This is a genomic window from Lysobacter sp. CFH 32150, assembly GCF_022758295.1.
GTDB lineage: Bacteria > Pseudomonadota > Gammaproteobacteria > Xanthomonadales > Xanthomonadaceae > CFH-32150.
The window spans coordinates 181,716-200,026 of record NZ_JALDWJ010000001.1 but is presented as its reverse complement, the minus strand read 5'-3'; the positions used below and the strand labels follow the sequence as shown (position 1 = coordinate 200,026).

The following is an 18,311-nucleotide window of genomic DNA, read 5'->3' as shown; positions in this document are numbered from 1 at the left end:
AAAGCGATATGGCGTATGAGTGATGCGTTGGGCAATGCACATTCATGAAACTTTCCGAGATTCAACTTGAAACGGATCGCCTGACCCTGCGCGTACAACGCGCCGAGGATTTCGAGGGCTTTGCGGAATTGCTCGGCGATGAGGAGGCCTGCCGCTACATCGGTGGGCACATGCCGCGCGCCGCGGCGTGGCGCAAGTTCCTGCAGATGCCGGGCGCGTGGTTGATCCAGGGGTTCGGCATGTTCGCCGTGATCGAGAAGGCGAGCGGCGAGTGGGTCGGCAACATCGGTCCCTGGCAGCCGGAGGGCTGGCCGGGTACGGAAGTCGGCTGGGCATTGCGGCGCATGGCCTGGGGCAAGGGCTATGCGCTGGAAGCGGCGACGGCCGCGATCGATTGGTCGTTCGACAATCTCGGCTGGACCGACGTGATCCATTCGATCGACCACGACAATCAAGCTTCGCAATTGCTGGCGCAGCGCCTCGGTTCGCGCAATCGCGGGCCAGGCCGATTGCCGGCGCCGTTTGACGAAGTTGAGGTCGACATCTGGGGCCAGACCCGCGAGGAATGGCGCGCGCGCCGAAAGGCCTCGGCATGATCACCGTTTACGGTTTCTCGCCTTCCGGCAATTGCCACAAGGTACGTCTGCTGCTGGAACAGTTGGGGCAGGAGTACCGCTGGATCGAGGTCGACAGCAGCAAGGGCGAAACCCGCACGCCGGAATTCCTTGCGAAGAATCCCAACGGCAGGGTGCCGATCATCGAACTCGACGACGGCCGTGTGCTGGCGGAATCGAACGCGATCCTTTGCTGGCTTGCCGAAAACACACCGTACCTTCCGGATGATGCCTGGCAACGCGCCCAGGCATTGAGCTGGATGTTCTTCGAGCAGTACAGCCACGAACCGTACATCGCCGTCGCGCGCTTCATCTGCGGCTGGACGCCGCTGGATTCGCCGCGCCGCGCCGATCTGCCGCGCCTGCGCGAGCGCGGACACCAGGCGCTGGTGGTGATGGAGCGGCACTTGTCGGCGCGGCCGTGGTTTACCGGCGACCGTTACGGGATCGCCGATATCGCCCTGTTCGCCTACACCTGCGTTGCGGACCACGGCGGCATCGCCCTCGCGTCGTATCCCGCCGTGCGTGACTGGTTGGCGCGGGTGGCACGGACACCAGGCTTCGTGGCGCTGCCCGATCCGGATGCCACCGCTGCCGCATTGATCGCGCAATCCTGATTTTCCATTTTCGTGTCTTCTCATAAGTGAGAAGCGGAGTTCACTGATGTCCGCCTTGCCGAATCCGATCCCAGCGCGCATGAAAGGCGTCAACCGCGCCGAGATCTGCGACGTCAATTTCCAGGAATTCGTACGCAACTGGGGCGGCCACGCCGACGCCAAGCCATCGCCGGACGAGGCGATCGTCGATGGCAGCGCACTGGATGCGCGCGGTTTCCGTGACCTGTTCGCGTCGCAGCTGATTTCGCGACACCTTGACCTGATGGCGCGCGTGCTGCGGGTGCAGAACAAGGTCTTCTACACCATCGGTTCCAGCGGCCATGAAGGCAACGCGATGGTCGCGCGCCTGACGCGGCACACCGATCCGGCGTTCCTGCATTACCGCAGCGGCGGCTTCATGGCCGAACGTTTCCGCAAGTTGCCGGGCATGGATCCGATCATGGATTCGGCGCTGTCGTTCGCCGCGAGCAAGGACGATCCGGCCAGCGGCGGCCGCCACAAGGTCTGGGGCTCCAAGCCGCTGTGGGTGTTGCCGCAGACGTCGACCATCGCCTCGCACCTGCCGAAGGCGCTGGGCACCGCGATCGCGATCGAACAGGCGCGCCGCATCGGCCACCAGTTGCCGATTCCGGACGACAGCATCGCCATCTGCTCCTTCGGCGACGCGAGTTCGAATCACGCCACCGCGCAGACCGCGTTCAACGCCGCCGCCTGGACCGCGTACCAGAAGCTTCCGGCACCAGTGCTGTTCGTGTGCGAGGACAATGGCATCGGCATCTCGGTGAAGACCCCGACCGGCTGGGTCGCGCAGAACTTCCGCGACCGCAAGGACCTCGATTACTTCTACGCCGACGGACTCGACCTCGCCGAAGGCTACGGCCAGGTGCAGGCAGCGGTCGAACACTGCCGTCGCACGCGGCGCCCGACCTTCCTGCATCTGCGCACGACCCGGATCATGGGCCACGCCGGTACCGACTTCGAGATCGAATGGCGTTCGATCGAGGAGCTGTGTGCGGTCGAAGCCAGCGATCCACTGTTGCGCTCGGCGGCGATCGCGCTCGAATCCGGCCTGATGTCGAAGGACGAAATCCTGGCGTTGTACGAGGACACCCGGAAGAAATGCTTCGCCGCGGCCGAAGACGCCGACAGCCGTCCGCGCCTGGATTCGCTCAAGGACGTGATGGCGCCGCTGGCACCGTACACGCCGGACAAGGTGCTGGCGGAAGCCACGCGTTACGACTACGCCGACAAGCGCGTCGCCGCGTTCGGCAGCGAAGCCAAACTGCCTGAGAAACAACCAGCAAAGCATCTCGCCATCCAGATCAACCAGGCGTTGCACGATCTGTTCTGCAAGTATCCGGAAGCGCTGCTGTTCGGCGAAGACGTGGCGCAGAAGGGCGGCGTCTACACGGTTACCAAAGGCCTGCATAAGGCCTTCGGCAACAAGCGCGTGTTCAACACGTTGCTCGACGAGACCATCATCCTTGGCCTGGCCCAAGGCTACGCCAACATGGGCATGCTGCCGCTGCCCGAGATCCAATACCTGGCCTATTTCCATAACGCCTGCGACCAGATCCGTGGCGAGGCGGCGTCCCTGCAGTTCTTTTCGAACAACCAGTACCGCAACCCGATGCTGATGCGCATCGCCTCGCTCGGTTACCAGCGCGGTTTTGGCGGACATTTCCACAACGACAACTCGATCACTGCCTTGCGCGATATCCCGGGCCTCGTGGTGGGTTGCCCGTCGCGCGGCGACGACGCTGCCACGATGCTGCGCACGCTCGCAGCGCTGGCCAAGGTCGATGGCCGCGTTTGCGCCTTCCTCGAGCCGATCGCGCTGTACATGACCAAGGACCTGTACGAAGCCGGCGACGGCCAGTGGCTGACCGAATACCCGACGCCGGACCAGGCGATGACGATCGGCGAAGGCCGCGTCTATGGCGAAGGCGACGATCTCGTCATCTTCACTTTCGGCAACGGCGTGCCGATGAGCCTGCGTGCCGCGCGTGCGGTCGAGAAGAAGCACGGCTGGAAAGTGCGCGTCGTCGACTTGCGCTGGCTGGTACCGCTCAACGATGCCTTCATCCGTGAGCAGGCGAAGAACGCCAAGCACATCCTGATCGTCGACGAAGGTCGCCGCAGCGCCGGAGTGGGCGAGGGCATCATCACCGCGATCGTCGAGGGCGGTTATGGTGCGCGGCCGTTCAAGCGCGTGGTCGGCGCGGACACGTTCACGCCGCTCGCCGGTGCGGCGTTCCTCGTGATTCCGTCGGACGAGGAAATCATCGCGGCTGCGGACGAGTTGGCGAAGGCCTAGCCTTTATTGTGGGTGCGGCTATTGTGGGAGCGACGTAAGTCGCGATCGGCCCCTCAAGATCGCGACTTACGTCGCTCCCACAGTCGTTCTCAGAGTCAGCGGGCGAGGCCGCCGAGTAGCGGCTTTTTGCGCAAAGCGATGCCGTCGACGGACAGCGCCGCAGCCTCGTGTTCCAGCGGTAGTACCGCCAATGCGCAATGTTCGCCTGCGTTCGAGCCCGCGCTGATGACCGTGCCGAGTGCGCGCTCGCCATCGCGCACTTCACTGCCGACTGTGATGGCGGCATCTCCTTCAAACAACCCCAGCCCACGCTTCACCTGACCGAGGAAATGCGTACGGGCAACGATCTCCTGCCCCGGATAGCAGCCTTTCTTGACGCTGTACCCGCGCAGCCGATCGAGCGACAACATCTGTGGCGTCCATTGCTCGGCCTGCGAGGACGGCAGGCGAGGTAGCCCATGATCGAGGTCGAAGAGGGTCCAGCGGGCGAGGGCGGCGTCATTCGCCACAGCCCCGGCGCTGACAGCGATACGCAAAGTACGCGGGCCACCGTCGCCACCGAAATCCAGTTCCCGGCCCTCATCCGCTGTACCAGCAAATTGAGCGCCAGAAGCCTGCGTGGGCGTTTCAAACGCACCGCTGACATGCAGGTCGTCGCGCACAGCGAGGGTCACCTTGCTGCGGAACACAAACCGCTGCAGCTTCGGCCCCAATTCGGCCGGATCGACATCCGGCAGCAGCAGCCATAGCGTGCCTTCAGCCACTTTCAGCAGCGCGAACAGCGCAATCACGCGGCCTTTTGGCGTCAACCAGCCGTTCCACTGCCAGGTTCCGGGCATGAGCGACTTCACGTCGTTCATGAACTGCGCCTGCGCAAACGCAACGGCATCGCGGCCTTCAAGGCTCAGGACGCGGTGGTCCGGCAGGGCAAAACAGGCGCCGGAAACAGGCTGCGGGTTGTCGTGCATGGGTGCGGGACTTAAACTTCACCGGTTGTGAATCCCAAGATGATAGGCGAAACCGCTCCCACTCCCGAGCCGAACACGGCCTCCGTTCCGACTCCGGAACCGGCTGCCTCGGCGTCCGAGCCGAAAGAGATCGGCGGCCGCGACGGCCTCGATCCCACCCGTTACGGCGATTGGGAAAAGAACGGCCGCTGCATTGATTTCTGAAGTCCAAGCAATACCAACGCATTGAAGGACGAGCTGCCGATGGCGACCCGCGAACGTCCCCTGTCACCGCATCTGCAGGTTTATCGCTGGCAGATCACGATGACGATGTCGATCCTGCATCGTGTCACCGGCGTCGGCCTCGTTGCCGGCGCATTCGGCCTGGCCTGGTGGCTGCTCGCCGTTGCGGCAGGCGGTGAGCAGTACGCCCGCGCCGCCGCCTGCCTGGCTTCGCCCGTGGGCAAGTTCCTGCTGTTTGGTTTCTCGCTGGCGCTGGTCTACCACCTGCTCAATGGCCTGCGTCACCTGCTCTGGGATATCGGCTGGGGCTTCGAGATTCCCGAGGTCTACAAGTCCGGCTACATCGTCGCCGTCCTGACCGTGGTACTGACCGCGGTGATCTGGTTCGTGGCGTTGGGAGGTGCGGCATGAGCAATCTGCCTGCTCGTGATTTGAGAACCCCGATTGCCCGCGCACGCGGACTGGGCTCCGGCAAGACCGGTACGGAACATTTCTGGATCCAGCGCGTCACCGCGGTGGCGTTGGCGCTCCTGGTGCCATGGCTGATCGGCCTGCTGGTGTCGATGGTCGGCGCCGACCTCGACAGCGTGCGTGCGGCGATCGCGCGGCCATGGAACGCGATCTTCCTGTCGGTCTTCGCGGTCGCGCTGTTCTGGCACGCCAAGCTTGGCATCCAGGTGGTGATCGAGGACTACGTCCACACCCGTGGCACCGAGATCACGCTGCATCTCGCCAACACCTTCCTTTGCGCAGTCGGCGCGCTCGCGTCGCTGTACGCGATCGGCCGCATCGCGCTGCTGGGCTGAAACATGACGACCGCATACAAGATCACTGAACACAAGTACGACATGATCGTGGTCGGCGCTGGCGGCGCCGGATTGCGCGCCACGTTCGGCCTCGCCCAGAAGGGCCTGCAGACCGCGTGCATCACCAAGGTGTTCCCGACCCGCTCGCATACCGTCGCGGCGCAGGGCGGTATCTCGGCCGCGCTCGGCAACATGGGTGAGGACGACTGGCGCTTCCACTTCTACGACACCATCAAGGGCTCGGACTGGCTGGGCGACCAGGACGCGATCGAGTACATGTGCCGCGAGGCGATCCCCGCGATCATCGAGCTCGAACACCAGGGCGTCCCGTTCTCGCGCACCGACGACGGCAAGATCTACCAGCGTCCGTTCGGCGGCATGACCACGCATTACGGCAAGGGCATCGCCCAGCGCACCTGCGCCGCCGCCGACCGCACCGGCCACGCCATCCTGCACACGCTGTACCAGCAGTCGCTGGCGCACGACGCGCGCTTCTTCATTGAATACTTCGCACTCGACCTGATCATGGACGAGGAGGGCGCCTGCCGCGGCGTGCTCGCACTCGACATGGCCGAGGGCACGCTGCATCTGTTCCGTGCCCAGGGCGTCGTCCTGGCCACCGGCGGTTACGGCCGCGCCTATTTCTCCGCGACCTCGGCGCATACCTGCACCGGCGATGGTGGCGGCATGGCACTGCGTGCAGGCCTCGGCATGCAGGACATGGAATTCGTGCAGTTCCACCCGACCGGCATCTACGGTGCCGGGTGCCTGATCACCGAGGGCGTCCGCGGCGAAGGCGGCATCCTGCGCAACAGCAATGGCGAGCGCTTCATGGAGCGTTATGCGCCGAATGCGAAGGATCTCGCGTCCCGCGATGTCGTTTCCCGTTCGATGACCATCGAGATCCGCGAAGGCCGCGGCGTCGGCGAGCACAAGGACCATATCCACCTGGACCTGACGCACCTCGATCCGAAGGACATCCACGAGAAGCTGCCGGGTATCGCCGAAAGTGCGCGCATCTTCGCCGGCGTGGACGTCGAGAAGCAGCCGATCCCGGTGATCCCGACCGTGCACTACAACATGGGCGGTATCCCGACCAACTACCACGGCGAAGTGGTGCAGCTGCATAACGGCGATCCGGATACCGTAGTGCCGGGCCTGTATGCGATCGGCGAGGCCGCGTGCGTGTCGGTGCATGGCGCCAACCGGCTCGGTTCGAACTCGCTGCTCGACCTCGTCGTGTTCGGCCGCGCGGTCGCCAACCGCTGTGCCGAGACGATCAAGCCGAACGCGCCGCACAAGCCGTTGCCGGCCTCGGCCTGCGATGCATCGCTGGCCAACCTCGACAAGTTGCGCAATGCGCACGGTTCGATGTCGACCGCCGAGATCCGCAACAACATGCAGCGTGCGATGCAGAACGATGCCGCGGTGTTCCGTACCGGCGAAACGCTGGCCGAAGGCGTCAGGAAGATCCGCGAGATCAATGCTTCGTTCGCCGACGTCAAGGTCAGCGACCGTTCGCTGGTGTGGAATTCCGACCTGATCGAAACCTTCGAGCTGCAGAACCTGCTCGGCCAGGCGCTGACGACGATCGTTTCGGCCGAGAACCGCACCGAGTCGCGCGGTGCGCATGCGCGCGAGGATTTCCCGGAACGCGACGACGCCAACTGGCACAAGCACACCGTGTGCTGGGTCGACGATGCAGGCAACACCCGCATCGATTACCGCCCGGTGCACATGTACACGCTCAGCGGCGACGTCGACGTCGTTCCGCCGAAGCCGCGCGTCTATTGATCCTGTAGGCGGGGCTAACTCCCGCTAGCAATTTAACCCTTACTGTAAAAATAAAAAAGCTCGCGGCTGAAAGCCGCTCCTACAAAAGCCGCCATGTCGGCGAGGTTAGGAAGACACAAATGGCTGAATTCACCCTCCCGAAGAACTCCAAGATCCAGAAGGGCAAGCACTTCCCGGCGCCCGCGTCGGCGAAGCAGGTGCGCACCTTCAAGGTCTATCGCTGGAACCCCGACGACGGCTTGAACCCGCGCGTCGACACCTACGACGTCGACCTGGCCAGCTGTGGGCCGATGGTTCTCGACGCGTTGATCAAGATCAAGAACGAGATCGATCCGACGCTGACGTTCCGCCGGTCCTGCCGCGAGGGCATCTGCGGTTCGTGCGCGATGAACATCGATGGCACCAATACTCTGGCCTGTACACGCGCTATTTCGGATTGCACCAAGGCCGAAGTGCCAATCTATCCGCTGCCGCACATGCCGGTGGTCAAGGATCTGGTCCCGGACCTGACTCACTTCTACGCGCAGTACGCGTCGATCAAGCCGTGGATTCGCACCCAGACGCCAGCGCCGCCGGACCGCGAGCGGCTGCAGTCGAAGGAAGACCGCGCCAAGCTCGACGGCCTGTACGAGTGCATCCTGTGCGCGTGCTGCTCGACGTCCTGCCCAAGCTACTGGTGGAACGGCGACCGTTACCTCGGCCCGGCCGTGTTGCTGCAGGCTTATCGCTGGATCATCGATTCGCGAGACGAGGACACCGGCGCACGCCTGGACGATCTCGAAGACCCGTTCAAGCTGTACCGCTGCCACACCATCATGAACTGCGCGCGGACCTGCCCGAAGGGCCTGAATCCGGCCAAGGCGATCGGCGAGATCAAACAGTTGATGTTGGCGCGTCGCGGCTAAGGGATGCAGCACGCCATCTTCCTGCCGGCGTTGGCGATGGTCGTGTTGACCTTCGCCGTGTGGTGGCGGATGTATTTCATCCGCATCGGGGAAATGCGGCGAGAACGCATCCATCCGCAATCCGTGGCCACCTCGACGCAGATGGCGGCGCGTCTCGTCGATACGCGTGCCGCCGACAACTTCCGCAACCTGTTCGAGCTGCCGGTGCTGTTCTACCTCGCGCTGGTGGTCGCGGCCCTGACCGCGCAAGTCAACGCCATCACGCTTGCGCTCGCCTGGTTGTTCGTGGTGCTGCGGGTCGCGCACAGCTGGATTCAGTGCGGGTACAACACGGTCATGCACCGCTTCGCGGCTTATGTGGCCGGTGGTTTGGTGTTGTGGACGCTGTGGGGCGTGCTTGCATTCGGTCTACTACACGGATGAACGACGACGCTGAGCTCCGCCGCCTGCGCTGGCGCTGTCGCCGTGGCATGCGCGAGCTGGATCAGCTGTTCGAACGTTACCTCGACCTGCGCTGGGCGCAGGCTTCCGAGCACGAGCGCGGTGTTTTCCTACGGCTGCTGGCCTGCGAAGACGATAGGCTCTGGCGCTGGTTCCTTGGTTACGACCCTGCCGATGATGCAGAACTCCAATCGCTGGTCGATCTCATCCGCACCCTGCCGGCTTGAGTGGCGCGCGTCGCGCTGGGTGATCAGCGTGCTTTTGATGTTGGGAATGTCCGGCGCCATATCCGTATTGGCGTCCGGGATGCCGCGCGTATTCGCGTGGCCACTGGCCTTGCTCGTGACCGGCTATGGCGTTTTTCTCGCACGAAGTGCAGCACGTAGACCTTCGCGCCAGCTGGTTTGGCCACAGGACGGTCCAATCACGCTGGACGGCGATGCGCTTGCCGATGTGGACCTGCAATGGCGCGGGCCGCTGGCTTTCCTGTGCTGGCGTGGAGCGGACAACCGCAGCCGTCGCCTGAGCTGGTGGCCGGACACGCTACCTGCCGGGCCGCGACGTGAACTGCGTCTGGCCGCCATGCAGCGCTCGCCCGCGCGGCCCGCCCGTTCGATGGCAACATAACCCGCATGTTCAAACCCATCCCCGTCGCCATCGGCCTGCGCTACCTGCGCGCGAAGCGCCGCAACGGCTTCATTTCCTTCATTTCGCTAGCCTCCATCCTTGGCATTGCACTTGGCGTCACTGCGCTAATTACCACGCTGGCAGTAATGAGCGGCTTCCAGCGTGAGATCCGGGACCGCATGCTGCAGATGGCCGCGCATGCGACGGTTAGCGGTTATGGCGAGCCGCTGCAGGATTGGCCTCGCGCGGTCGATGAGGCGCGCAAGGATCCACGCGTGGCAGGCGCCGCGCCCTATATCGAAACTGAAGCGCTGTTGCGCGGCGCACGCAACCAGCCGGCGATCGTACGCGGCGTGTTGCCGGCCGAAGAAGGTAAGGTCTCGGTGTTGGGCGACAAGCTGGTCGCTGGCAAGCTCGATTCATTGCAGGCAGGCAAGTTCAACATCGTGCTCGGCAAGGAATTGGCGCTGTGGCTTGGCGTCGGCATCGGCGACAGCGTGATCGTCACCACCGATTTCCAGACCACGCCAATGGGCGCAATCCCGCAACTCAAACGCTTCACCGTCAGCGGCATCTTCGAGGCCGGCTACAACGAATACGACGCGCACCTGGCCGTGGTGAACCTGGAGGACGCGCAACGGTTGCTGCGGATGAGCGAGGGCGTCACCGGCGTACGCCTGAAGCTCCACGACATGGATCTTGCCTGGGACGTGGCGCGCGAACTGAGCGAACGCCTGCGCGGGCCGTACCGGGTCAGCGACTGGAGCAGCGAGAACGCCAACATGTTCCGTGCGCTGAAGATGGAGAAGACGATCATGGCGATCCTGCTCTCGCTGCTGATTGCCATGGGCGCGTTCAACCTGGTCTCGTCCCAGGTGATGCTGGTGACCGACAAACAGGCCGACATCGCGATCATGCGCACGCTTGGCCTGACGCCGCGCGGCGTGATGCAGGTATTCATGGTGCAGGGCACACTGATTGGTGTAATCGGCACCGTGCTGGGGGTGGTCGGAGGCATTCTGCTGACGTTGAACCTCGAGCACATCCTTGGTGCGATCGAACGCCTCTTCAACGTGCAGTTGTTGCCTGAGGATGTCTATTACATCACCGGCCTGCCGACGGACATGCAGACCAGCGATGTGATCATCATCGCCGCGGTCGCGTTGCTGATGGCGTTCTTCGCGACCTTGTATCCCGCCTGGCGCGCATCGCGCACGCCGCCGGCAGAGGCGCTGCGCTATGAATGAGGTTTCGATGGGCAGTGCGGTGATTCATTGCGAGGGCCTCGCCAAGACCTATAGCGAGGGCAAGCTGCGGACACCGGTGTTCGACGGCCTGGATCTGGCCGTGCACGCCGGGGAAACCGTTGCCATCCTCGGTGCGTCTGGCGCCGGGAAAAGTACGCTGCTGCACCTGCTCGGTGGTCTCGATGTGCCGAGTGCGGGTGAGGTCTATGTCGCTGGGCAGAAGATGTCGGCGCTGTCGGATGCCGCGCGTGGGCTCCTGCGCAATCGTGCGCTTGGCTTCGTCTACCAGTTCCACCACCTGCTGCCGGAATTCACCGCGCTGGAAAACGTGATGCTGCCAGTGCTGCTCAATGGCGCGCCGATCCCGGACGCCCGCAAGCGCGCGCAAACCTTGCTTGAAGCTGTCGGCCTGGGCCATCGCCTCGAACACAAGCCGGGTGAGTTGTCCGGTGGCGAACGCCAGCGCGCAGCGGTAGCGCGCGCCCTGGTCAACCAGCCCGCCTGCGTGCTCGGCGACGAGCCGACCGGAAACCTCGACGAGAAAACCGCGGCTAATGTGTTTGCGCAGATGCTCGAACTCAACCGTGCCCAACGCACCAGCCTGGTGCTGGTGACTCACGACCGCGACCTGGCGCGCAAGCTCGATCGAGTGCTGGAGCTGCACGAGGGCAAACTCAGGGAGCTCGCACCAAGCGAGGTGTGAACATGCAAGCAGCGGCAAGGACGCCGCCATTCGGAATCGCAGTCGCAGTGGCGCTGCTGGCAGGTGTCGGCGGTTGCCTCATGCTGCCAAGATTGCTGCCGTGGCCATTGCTGGCGGCGGCTTTCGCTGTCGGTTTCGGCTCATGGTTGCAACGCGATGGTTGGAAGCGGATTGCCGGCGCGTTGCTGCTGGGCTTCGGCCTGGCCGGGTTGCATGCGGCAGCCACGTTGGCGCGACAACTTCCCGCTGCGTTCGAACAACGCGATGCTGTGATCAGCGGGCGCGTCGTGGAACTACCGGTCGCCGAGCCACGGCGCACGCGGTTCTTGTTCCGCGTCGATGCCGACGCCAAGCAGTCACTACCATTGCGCGGGCGCTTGCTGCGGCTGTCCTGGTACGAAGACGATGCTGCGGCACGAATCCCCATCGAATCCGGCAGCCGTTGGCTGCTGCAGGTGCGCTTGCGCGCTCCTCGTGGGTTGCGCAATCCCGGCGGCAACGATGGCGAGATGTACGCGCTGGCGCAGCGGATCGCATCGAGCGGCTATGTGCGCAACCCGGAACTGGCAAGGCGACTGGCGCCGCCGCGCGGGATCGATGCCTGGCGCGAGCGCATGTCGACACGAATTGCAGCCTTGGTACCGCAACCTTCCTCACGTTTCGTACGCGCATTGGCGCTCGGTGACACACGTGGGCTCGACGATCGCGATTGGGAACTGTTGCGCGCGAACGGGCTGACCCATTTGATCGCGATCTCCGGCTTCCATGTCGGCCTGGTTGCCGGCTTCTTCGCTCTGCTTGCAGCGGTGGCATGGCGATTGGCACCCATGCTGGGGCGGCGATTGCCAAGGCCGCAGGCAGCCGCGATCGCGGCTCTGTGCGGCGCGATCATCTATACCGCCGTCGCCGGGTTCGCGTTGCCGACCATGCGCACCACGTCGATGATCGCGGTGGTGGTCGCAGCCAAATTATGGCGACGACCGCAGCGTGCCTCCGAAGCCTTGGCGTTGGCGGCGATCGCGCTCCTGGTGCTCGATCCTTTGGCGATCCTCGGCGCCGGTTTCTGGCTCAGCTTCCTCGGCGTGGCCTGGCTGCTGTGGTGCCTGCCGCATCCAGCAGGGCGGCCATCGCGTGCTGCCGTCATCAGGGATTTCCTGTCGGCTCAGGGCGTGGCAACGCTTGGGCTGCTGCCGCTGACGGTGGTCCTGTTCGGCCAGGCTTCCCTGGCCGGGCCATTCGCGAATCTGCTTGCAGTGCCATGGTGGAGCCTGGTCGTGGTGCCACTGGCTTTGCTCGGCATCGCTTGCGAAGTCGTGCATGCCGGCGCTGGTGCCGGGGCATGGAAGTTCGCGGCGCAGGCGTTCGACCTGACCTGGCCATTGTTCGAGTCGCTGGGCGAAAGCGGACTCGCATTATGGTGGCTTCCGGAATCACGCTGGTTCGCGCTGCCATTGGCGCTATTCGGTGCGTTCTGGTTGTTGCTGCCGCGCGGCGTTGTTGGCAAACCGCTGGCGCTGCTGCTGTGGTTGCCGCTGTTGTGGCCGCAACGCGATTTACCGCGAACCGGTGAGGCTGAATTGTCGGTGATCGATGTTGGGCAGGGCTTGTCGGTGCTGGTGCGCACCGCCCATCACAATCTGTTGTACGACATGGGTCCTGCGGTGCGCGATGGCTTCGATGCAGGCGAGCGCGCGGTGGTGCCGACACTACACGCGCTCGGCGTGCGCCGCCTCGATGCAGCCGTGGTCAGTCACGGCGACAACGACCATGCCGGTGGTTGGCCTGCGGTGCAGCGTGTGTTTCCGGTGATGAGTGCATTCGCCCCCGAAGGCAGCCCGACACCGGCGACGCGTCCCTGCCGCGCTGGCGAAACCTGGTTGTGGGATGGCGTCCGTTTCCGCTTCCTGCATCCCACTGCGCATTTTCCTTATCTAGGTAACGAAGCGAGTTGCGTATTACGGGTGGAAAGCGCCCATGGCGCAGCGCTACTGACCGCGGATATCGGCGAGGTGATCGAACATGCGCTGATCCGGCGTGAACGCGCCTCCCTGCGTGCCGAGGTGGTGCTGGTGCCGCATCACGGCAGCGGCGGCTCGTCCGATGCCGAATTCATCGCCGCCACCGGGGCACGCCACGCACTGGTGTCCTCCGGAGCGGGGAACCGCTTCGGCCATCCCAAGCCGCAGGTGGTCGCGCGCTGGTGCCGGGTTGGTGCGGAGGTCGTCGATACGGCGGATTCAGGTGCGCTGCGTATCCATCTGGCGGCGGCTGGCATTGCGCTGGAGCAACGTCGGCGCACGCATCCACGGCTCTGGGACGCCGCGCAACGGTCCGGGGAGGCGGCTGGGCTATGCTATCGCCAGGATTTGCGACGGCCAGAAGTGCCGGAGGATTGACGCGTGCTGGAACTGGTACGGGCGGGCGGTTGGCCGATGATCCCGCTGTTGCTGTTGTCTGCGATCGCCCTGGCGATCATCGTCGAGCGTTTCTGGAGCTTGCGCCGCAAGGTCGTGCTGCCACCCGGACTGGGCGGCGAGGTGCGCGCCTGGGCGGGACGCGGCAAGCTCGATCCAGCGCATGTCGATTCGCTGCGGAAGAATTCGCCGCTTGGTGCGTTGCTCGCCGCGGCGCTCGACGTGCGCCATCGCCCGCGCGAGGAGATCCGCGAACGCGTCGAGGACGTCGGTCGCCACCTCGTGCATCGGATGGAACGATTCCTCAACACGCTCGGCACGATTGCTGCCGCAGGCCCGTTGCTCGGACTGTTCGGCACCGTGGTCGGCATGATCCAGATGTTCCTGGTGATCGGCGACCAGGGGATCGGCGATGCCAACCAGCTCGCCAGCGGTATCGGCAAGGCGCTGGTGTGCACGGCGACCGGCATGATTGTGGCGATCCCCGCACTGGCCTTCCACCGTTATTTCCGCGGCCGTATCGCCGCATACATCGTGGACATGGAGCACGAAGCGTTCCAGTTGATGGATGCGATGGATCCACGCGCCGTCGCCGCGCAACGCGTCGCCCCCGCCGCGCCGCCAGTCCGCACCAGCGTCGAGTAGGGCCAGCTGCATGCGTATCCGCGACCACCGCGCCGACGACGAGCCGGAAATCAATCTGATCCCGCTGATCGATGTCGTGCTGTGCCTGATCTTCTTCTTCGTGGTCACCACGACCTTCGATGCGCGCTCGGTGCTGAAGCTGCAGCTGCCACAGGCCAGCGGCGAACCAGCCGAGGCGCAGTCGAAGGCATTGAGCGTGCTGGTCAACGCCGACGGCCGCTACTTCGTCGACGATCGCGAAGCGCTGCGTACCGATGTCGAATCGCTGAAGCAGACGCTGCGCGACGTCGCCGGCGATGACCGCGAACGTCCGGTACTCCTTCGTGCCGATGCGAGGACCCCGCATCAGGCCGTGGTGACGGCGCTCGACGCGCTGGGACAGCTGGGCTTTTCACGCGTGTCGATTGCGACCGCGCCGGAGCAGCGGCGGTGAGCGAACAGAGCGGCCCTTGGCCGACCTACAAGCGCCTGCTTGCTTATGCGCGGCCATACCGGTCGTTGTTGGTGCTTGCCGCATTCGGCATGATCGTTGAAGCGGCAGCAGGTACCGGCTTCACGCTGATGATGAAGCCAATCATCGACGAGACCTTTATCGCGGAGAACACCAGCGTCAGTCTTACGCTGCCATTGGCTATCATCGCCCTGTTCCTCGCACGCGGTGTCGCTGGCTTGGTGACCGATTACGGCATGGCGCGGGCTGGTCGCAGTGTTGCCCGGGATCTGCGCTTGTTGTTGCTTGGCAAGTATCTGCGTCAGCCAGGCTCGCGTTTCGACAACGAATCAGTGCCGTCAATGCTGACCCGACTTGGCGCCGACACCGAGCAGGTAGCGCAGGCGGCGGTCGATGCCTCGAAGGTGATGATCAGCCAAGGCCTGCAGGTCGTCGGCATGTTTGGCGCCATGCTCTATACGAGCTGGCGGGTGACGATCGCGATCGTGCTGCTGGGACCGATCCTGGCGTGGGTGATGGACAGGGTCGGACGTCGTTACCGCAGCATCAACCATCGCATCCTGGAAGGCTCGGCCTCCATGCTGCAATCGGCGGGCGAGGCGCTCAACGGCCAGCAGGAAGTGAAAGTGTACGGCGCGCAGCCTTCGGAACTGCAGCGCTATGGCGCGCAGGTGGAGCGCAATCTCAAGCTGAGCATGAAGGTTGAAGTCACTCGCGCTTCGGCATCGCTGCTGGTGCAGCTGATGGGGGCCGTAGGCGTGGCGGCCTTGCTGCTGATCGCCGGGCACGAGGCCATCCGAGGTCGCCTCAGCGCCGGTGAGTTCATGGTGTTGATGACGTCAATGATCGCGATCATCACCCCGTTGCGGCAGCTGACCAACGTGCAAGGTGTACTGCAGCGTGGCGTGTCCTCGGCACAGCGCCTGTTCGATGTGCTCGACAGCCCGGACGAACGCGACGAGGGCACGCGCCCGCTGGAGCGCGCCAAGGGCATGATCGAGTTCTGCGATGTCAGTGCCCGTTACCCGGGACAGGCCCAACCGGCGATCGCAGGCATCAGTTTCACTGCACGTCCCGGTACCGTGACCGCCATCGTTGGCCGCTCGGGCAGCGGCAAGACCACGCTGGTGCGGCTGATTCCGCGTTTCTATGAACTGGAATCCGGCCAAATCCTGCTCGATGGCCATTCGCTTGACGAGTACAAGCTTGCCGACCTGCGCCGGCAGATTGCCCTGGTCAGCCAGCGGGTGATGTTGTTCGATGCAAGCATTGCGGCCAACGTCGCCTACGGCGAATTGCGCGATGCCGATGAGGAGCGGATTGAGCGTGCGGTGCGTGGCGCCAACGCGATGGAATTCGTCGAGCGCCTGCCGCAAGGCCTGGCGACGCCGATTGGCGAGAACGGCGGGCGCCTGTCCGGCGGCCAGCGCCAGCGCCTCGCCATTGCGCGGGCGATGCTCAAGGACGCCCCGATCCTGATCCTCGACGAAGCCACCGCCGCGCTCGACACCGAATCCGAGCGCCTGGTCCAGGATGCGCTCGATCATCTGATGCCGGATCGCACCACGCTGGTGATCGCGCATCGATTGTCCACGATCGAGCACGCCGACCAGGTCCTGGTGCTCGACCAGGGCCGATTGGTGGAGCAGGGCACGCACGCTGAACTGCTCGCGCGAGGGGGCTTGTACGCCCATCTGCACCGCATGCAGTTCCGGGAGCCGAGCGAGGCATGACCGCCCGCCGTCCGCCGGGCTATTGGTTCGGCGATGCGCCGGTACCGGCGGTTTCCCGCATGCTGGCATCGGTCTATGCCGGTGCGATCGCGATGCGTCGCCGCCTGTATGCCAAGGGCATCCTGCCGTCGCGGCGCGTACCCGTGCCGGTGATCGTGGTCGGCAACATCGCCGTGGGCGGCACTGGCAAGACGCCGCTCACGATCGCGCTGGTCGAACGATTGCGCGCGGAGGGTTGGAATCCGGGTGTCGCCAGTCGCGGTTATGGGCGGGGCGATGAAGCCCAAGCCCTATGGGCCGAACGCGATAGCGATCCTGCGGTCGCCGGCGACGAGCCTGTACTGATCGCATACCGCAGCGGCGCGAAGGTACGGGTCGACCGCGACCGCATCAAGGCTGCGCAGGCGTTGATCGCGGCCGGCTGCGACCTCGTGGTCTGCGACGACGGCCTGCAGCATTACCGCCTCGCGCGCGACGTCGAGATCGAAGTGATCGACGGGCAGCGCCGTTACGGCAATCACCGCCTGTTGCCTGCCGGACCGTTGCGCGAGCCGGCCACGCGCGCCGCGGAGTGCGATTTTCGGGTCGTGAACGGTGGCGAGGCTGGTTTCGGCGAGTGGTCGATGCAATTGCAGGTTGGCGATGCGCAGCCCCTGCAAGGTGGTCGTGCGCGGCCGTTGTCGACGTTCGCTGGACAGCGCGTGCATGCCGTCGCTGGCATCGGCAATCCGGAACGTTTTTTCGCCACGCTGCGTGAGCATGGCATCGCCGTGGTCCCGCACGCCTTCGCCGACCACCATCGTTACATCGCCGCCGATTTCGAGTTCGGCAGCCAGTTGCCGGTGTTGATGACGGAGAAGGATGCGGTGAAGTGCGTGGCGTTCGATGACCCCCAGCACTACAGCGTGCCGGTACGCGCGGAGTTGCCGGAGGCATTCTGGGTGTCGCTGTTGGACAAACTCAATCGATAACAGCCGTGTAATGATGGAAGTCATGACCGAAGTCCCTGAATTCGTCGTCGCCATCCCCGCCCGATACTCGGCTTCACGCCTGCCGGGCAAGCCATTGCGCTTGCTGGGTGGCGAACCATTGGTGTTGCACGTGGCACGCCGTGCGCTGGCCGCGGGTGCGCGCCAGGTCTGGGTCGCGGCCGACGATGCCCGGATCGGTGCGGCCTTGGCCGGTAGCGGCGTGCAAGTGGCGATGACTTCGCCGATGCATGCTTCAGGCACCGACCGCCTGGCCGAATGCGCGGCGCAGGCCGGTTGGAGCGACGACACCATCGTGGTGAACCTGCAGGGCGACGAACCGTTCGCGCCAGCGTCGGGGATCCGTGCCGTGGCGGCGGCACTCGCCGTTTCCGACGCTGAGATGGCGACGCTGGCGACGCCGATTCTGGATGTCGAAACGCTGTTCGATCCGAATGCAGTCAAATTGGTTCGCGGTGAGAATGGCGATGCGCTGTATTTCAGCCGTGCGCCGATCCCCTGGCCGCGCGATGCCTTCGCACGCGACCGCAACACCCTGCCCGAAGGGCAGCACTGGCTGAGGCATATCGGACTGTACGCATACCGCGCCGGGTTTCTACGCCGTTTCGCGGCGTTGTCGCCGGGGTGGCTGGAACGCGTCGAATCGCTGGAACAGCTGCGCGTGCTCGAGGCGGGCTTCCGGATCGCGGTGGCATTGGCGCCGGAGGAATTCCCGCCCGGTGTGGACACGCCCGAAGATCTTGCCCGCGCCGAGGCACGGCTAGCTGCGTCGGCATGATCCGGCCGGACGGCATCGCTATGGCGATTGTCGGAACGCC

At 64.7% G+C, this 18,311-nt stretch carries 19 protein-coding genes and 1 pseudogene; 19 read left to right on the top strand and 1 reads right to left on the bottom strand.

Annotated elements, in window-relative coordinates:
- Positions 1–44 precede the first annotated feature (44 nt).
- The 3 genes from MO486_RS00890 to MO486_RS00880 are packed head-to-tail and all read left to right on the top strand — an operon-like array spanning position 45 to position 3,548.
- A complete protein-coding gene (locus MO486_RS00890; RefSeq protein WP_242903782.1) occupies positions 45–596 on the top strand; it encodes a GNAT family N-acetyltransferase in 552 nt (183 codons plus the stop codon).
- Positions 593–1,231 (top strand): glutathione S-transferase family protein, encoded by a 639-nt coding sequence (locus MO486_RS00885; protein WP_242903779.1) that lies wholly within the window; start codon positions 593–595, stop codon positions 1,229–1,231. Before MO486_RS00890 ends, MO486_RS00885 begins: the two co-directional genes overlap by 4 nt.
- 46 nt (positions 1,232–1,277) lie before the next feature.
- A complete protein-coding gene (locus MO486_RS00880; protein WP_242903777.1) occupies positions 1,278–3,548 on the top strand; it encodes a thiamine pyrophosphate-dependent enzyme in 2,271 nt (756 codons plus the stop codon).
- Between the two features lie 95 nt (positions 3,549–3,643).
- Here MO486_RS00880 and MO486_RS00875 read toward each other — a convergent pair whose 3' ends face one another.
- The gene (locus MO486_RS00875) at positions 3,644–4,516 is read right to left on the bottom strand and encodes a folate-binding protein (protein ID WP_242903775.1); all 873 of its coding nucleotides are present in this window, start codon (positions 4,514–4,516) and stop codon (positions 3,644–3,646) included.
- Between the two features lie 27 nt (positions 4,517–4,543).
- Here MO486_RS00875 and MO486_RS00870 point away from each other — a divergent pair, with 27 nt between their 5' ends.
- From MO486_RS00870 to kdsB, 16 genes and pseudogenes are all read left to right on the top strand, one after another.
- Complete coding sequence (locus MO486_RS00870) at positions 4,544–4,720, top strand: DUF1674 domain-containing protein (RefSeq protein ID WP_242903773.1); 177 nt, start codon at positions 4,544–4,546, stop codon at positions 4,718–4,720.
- A gap of 39 nt (positions 4,721–4,759) precedes the next feature.
- On the top strand, positions 4,760–5,149 hold the full coding sequence (sdhC, locus tag MO486_RS00865) for a succinate dehydrogenase, cytochrome b556 subunit (protein ID WP_242903771.1): 390 nt from the start codon (positions 4,760–4,762) through the stop codon (positions 5,147–5,149).
- Positions 5,146–5,544 (top strand): succinate dehydrogenase, hydrophobic membrane anchor protein, encoded by a 399-nt coding sequence (gene sdhD / locus MO486_RS00860; RefSeq protein WP_242903769.1) that lies wholly within the window; start codon positions 5,146–5,148, stop codon positions 5,542–5,544. The genes sdhC and sdhD overlap by 4 nt, the downstream gene beginning before the upstream one ends.
- A gap of 3 nt (positions 5,545–5,547) precedes the next feature.
- Positions 5,548–7,338, top strand: a complete 1,791-nt coding sequence (gene sdhA / locus MO486_RS00855; RefSeq protein WP_242903767.1) for a succinate dehydrogenase flavoprotein subunit — start codon at positions 5,548–5,550, stop codon at positions 7,336–7,338.
- A gap of 119 nt (positions 7,339–7,457) precedes the next feature.
- The gene (locus tag MO486_RS00850; protein ID WP_242903765.1) at positions 7,458–8,243 is read left to right on the top strand and encodes a succinate dehydrogenase iron-sulfur subunit; all 786 of its coding nucleotides are present in this window, start codon (positions 7,458–7,460) and stop codon (positions 8,241–8,243) included.
- Positions 8,244–8,246: 3 nt separating this feature from the next.
- The gene (locus MO486_RS00845; protein ID WP_242903762.1) at positions 8,247–8,666 is read left to right on the top strand and encodes an MAPEG family protein; all 420 of its coding nucleotides are present in this window, start codon (positions 8,247–8,249) and stop codon (positions 8,664–8,666) included.
- Positions 8,663–8,911 carry a succinate dehydrogenase assembly factor 2 gene (locus MO486_RS00840; RefSeq protein WP_242903760.1) on the top strand — a complete coding sequence of 83 codons (249 nt, stop codon included), beginning with the start codon at positions 8,663–8,665 and terminating at the stop codon, positions 8,909–8,911. Before MO486_RS00845 ends, MO486_RS00840 begins: the two co-directional genes overlap by 4 nt.
- A 46-nt stretch (positions 8,912–8,957) precedes the next feature.
- Positions 8,958–9,311: a hypothetical protein gene (locus MO486_RS00835; RefSeq protein ID WP_242903757.1), complete on the top strand. Its 354-nt coding sequence runs from the start codon at positions 8,958–8,960 to the stop codon at positions 9,309–9,311.
- A 5-nt stretch (positions 9,312–9,316) separates the two neighbouring features.
- The gene (locus tag MO486_RS00830) at positions 9,317–10,558 is read left to right on the top strand and encodes a lipoprotein-releasing ABC transporter permease subunit (RefSeq protein WP_242903755.1); all 1,242 of its coding nucleotides are present in this window, start codon (positions 9,317–9,319) and stop codon (positions 10,556–10,558) included.
- Entirely contained in the window at positions 10,551–11,261 is a 711-nt protein-coding gene (gene lolD, locus MO486_RS00825) for a lipoprotein-releasing ABC transporter ATP-binding protein LolD (RefSeq protein WP_242903753.1), read from the top strand. The genes MO486_RS00830 and lolD overlap by 8 nt, the downstream gene beginning before the upstream one ends.
- A gap of 2 nt (positions 11,262–11,263) precedes the next feature.
- Positions 11,264–13,695: pseudogene (locus tag MO486_RS00820) on the top strand (DNA internalization-related competence protein ComEC/Rec2); the annotation flags it as partial.
- Entirely contained in the window at positions 13,661–14,320 is a 660-nt protein-coding gene (locus MO486_RS00815) for a MotA/TolQ/ExbB proton channel family protein (RefSeq protein ID WP_242903750.1), read from the top strand. The pseudogene MO486_RS00820 and the gene MO486_RS00815, both read left to right, overlap by 35 nt.
- Positions 14,321–14,330: 10 nt before the next feature.
- Positions 14,331–14,753 (top strand): biopolymer transporter ExbD, encoded by a 423-nt coding sequence (locus MO486_RS00810; protein WP_242903748.1) that lies wholly within the window; start codon positions 14,331–14,333, stop codon positions 14,751–14,753.
- A complete protein-coding gene (gene msbA / locus MO486_RS00805) occupies positions 14,750–16,504 on the top strand; it encodes a lipid A export permease/ATP-binding protein MsbA (protein WP_242903745.1) in 1,755 nt (584 codons plus the stop codon). Before MO486_RS00810 ends, msbA begins: the two co-directional genes overlap by 4 nt.
- Positions 16,501–17,475 (top strand): tetraacyldisaccharide 4'-kinase, encoded by a 975-nt coding sequence (lpxK, locus tag MO486_RS00800; protein WP_242903741.1) that lies wholly within the window; start codon positions 16,501–16,503, stop codon positions 17,473–17,475. The genes msbA and lpxK overlap by 4 nt, the downstream gene beginning before the upstream one ends.
- A 22-nt stretch (positions 17,476–17,497) precedes the next feature.
- Entirely contained in the window at positions 17,498–18,271 is a 774-nt protein-coding gene (gene kdsB / locus MO486_RS00795) for a 3-deoxy-manno-octulosonate cytidylyltransferase (RefSeq protein ID WP_242903738.1), read from the top strand.
- Positions 18,272–18,311: the final 40 nt, after the last annotated feature.

Excerpts from the sequence above, each read along its gene's own strand:
- MO486_RS00890 (WP_242903782.1), top strand. The coding sequence starts at position 45 with ATGAAACTTTCCGAGATTCAACTTGAAACGGATCGCCTGACCCTGCGC.
- MO486_RS00885 (WP_242903779.1), top strand. The coding sequence starts at position 593 with ATGATCACCGTTTACGGTTTCTCGCCTTCCGGCAATTGCCACAAGGTA.
- MO486_RS00880 (WP_242903777.1), top strand. The coding sequence starts at position 1,278 with ATGTCCGCCTTGCCGAATCCGATCCCAGCGCGCATGAAAGGCGTCAAC.
- MO486_RS00875 (WP_242903775.1), bottom strand. The coding sequence starts at position 4,516 with ATGCACGACAACCCGCAGCCTGTTTCCGGCGCCTGTTTTGCCCTGCCG.
- sdhC (WP_242903771.1), top strand. The coding sequence starts at position 4,760 with ATGGCGACCCGCGAACGTCCCCTGTCACCGCATCTGCAGGTTTATCGC.
- sdhD (WP_242903769.1), top strand. The coding sequence starts at position 5,146 with ATGAGCAATCTGCCTGCTCGTGATTTGAGAACCCCGATTGCCCGCGCA.
- sdhA (WP_242903767.1), top strand. The coding sequence starts at position 5,548 with ATGACGACCGCATACAAGATCACTGAACACAAGTACGACATGATCGTG.
- MO486_RS00850 (WP_242903765.1), top strand. The coding sequence starts at position 7,458 with ATGGCTGAATTCACCCTCCCGAAGAACTCCAAGATCCAGAAGGGCAAG.
- MO486_RS00845 (WP_242903762.1), top strand. The coding sequence starts at position 8,247 with ATGCAGCACGCCATCTTCCTGCCGGCGTTGGCGATGGTCGTGTTGACC.
- MO486_RS00840 (WP_242903760.1), top strand. The coding sequence starts at position 8,663 with ATGAACGACGACGCTGAGCTCCGCCGCCTGCGCTGGCGCTGTCGCCGT.
- MO486_RS00835 (WP_242903757.1), top strand. The coding sequence starts at position 8,958 with ATGTCCGGCGCCATATCCGTATTGGCGTCCGGGATGCCGCGCGTATTC.
- MO486_RS00830 (WP_242903755.1), top strand. The coding sequence starts at position 9,317 with ATGTTCAAACCCATCCCCGTCGCCATCGGCCTGCGCTACCTGCGCGCG.
- lolD (WP_242903753.1), top strand. The coding sequence starts at position 10,551 with ATGAATGAGGTTTCGATGGGCAGTGCGGTGATTCATTGCGAGGGCCTC.
- MO486_RS00810 (WP_242903748.1), top strand. The coding sequence starts at position 14,331 with ATGCGTATCCGCGACCACCGCGCCGACGACGAGCCGGAAATCAATCTG.
- lpxK (WP_242903741.1), top strand. The coding sequence starts at position 16,501 with ATGACCGCCCGCCGTCCGCCGGGCTATTGGTTCGGCGATGCGCCGGTA.
- kdsB (WP_242903738.1), top strand. The coding sequence starts at position 17,498 with ATGACCGAAGTCCCTGAATTCGTCGTCGCCATCCCCGCCCGATACTCG.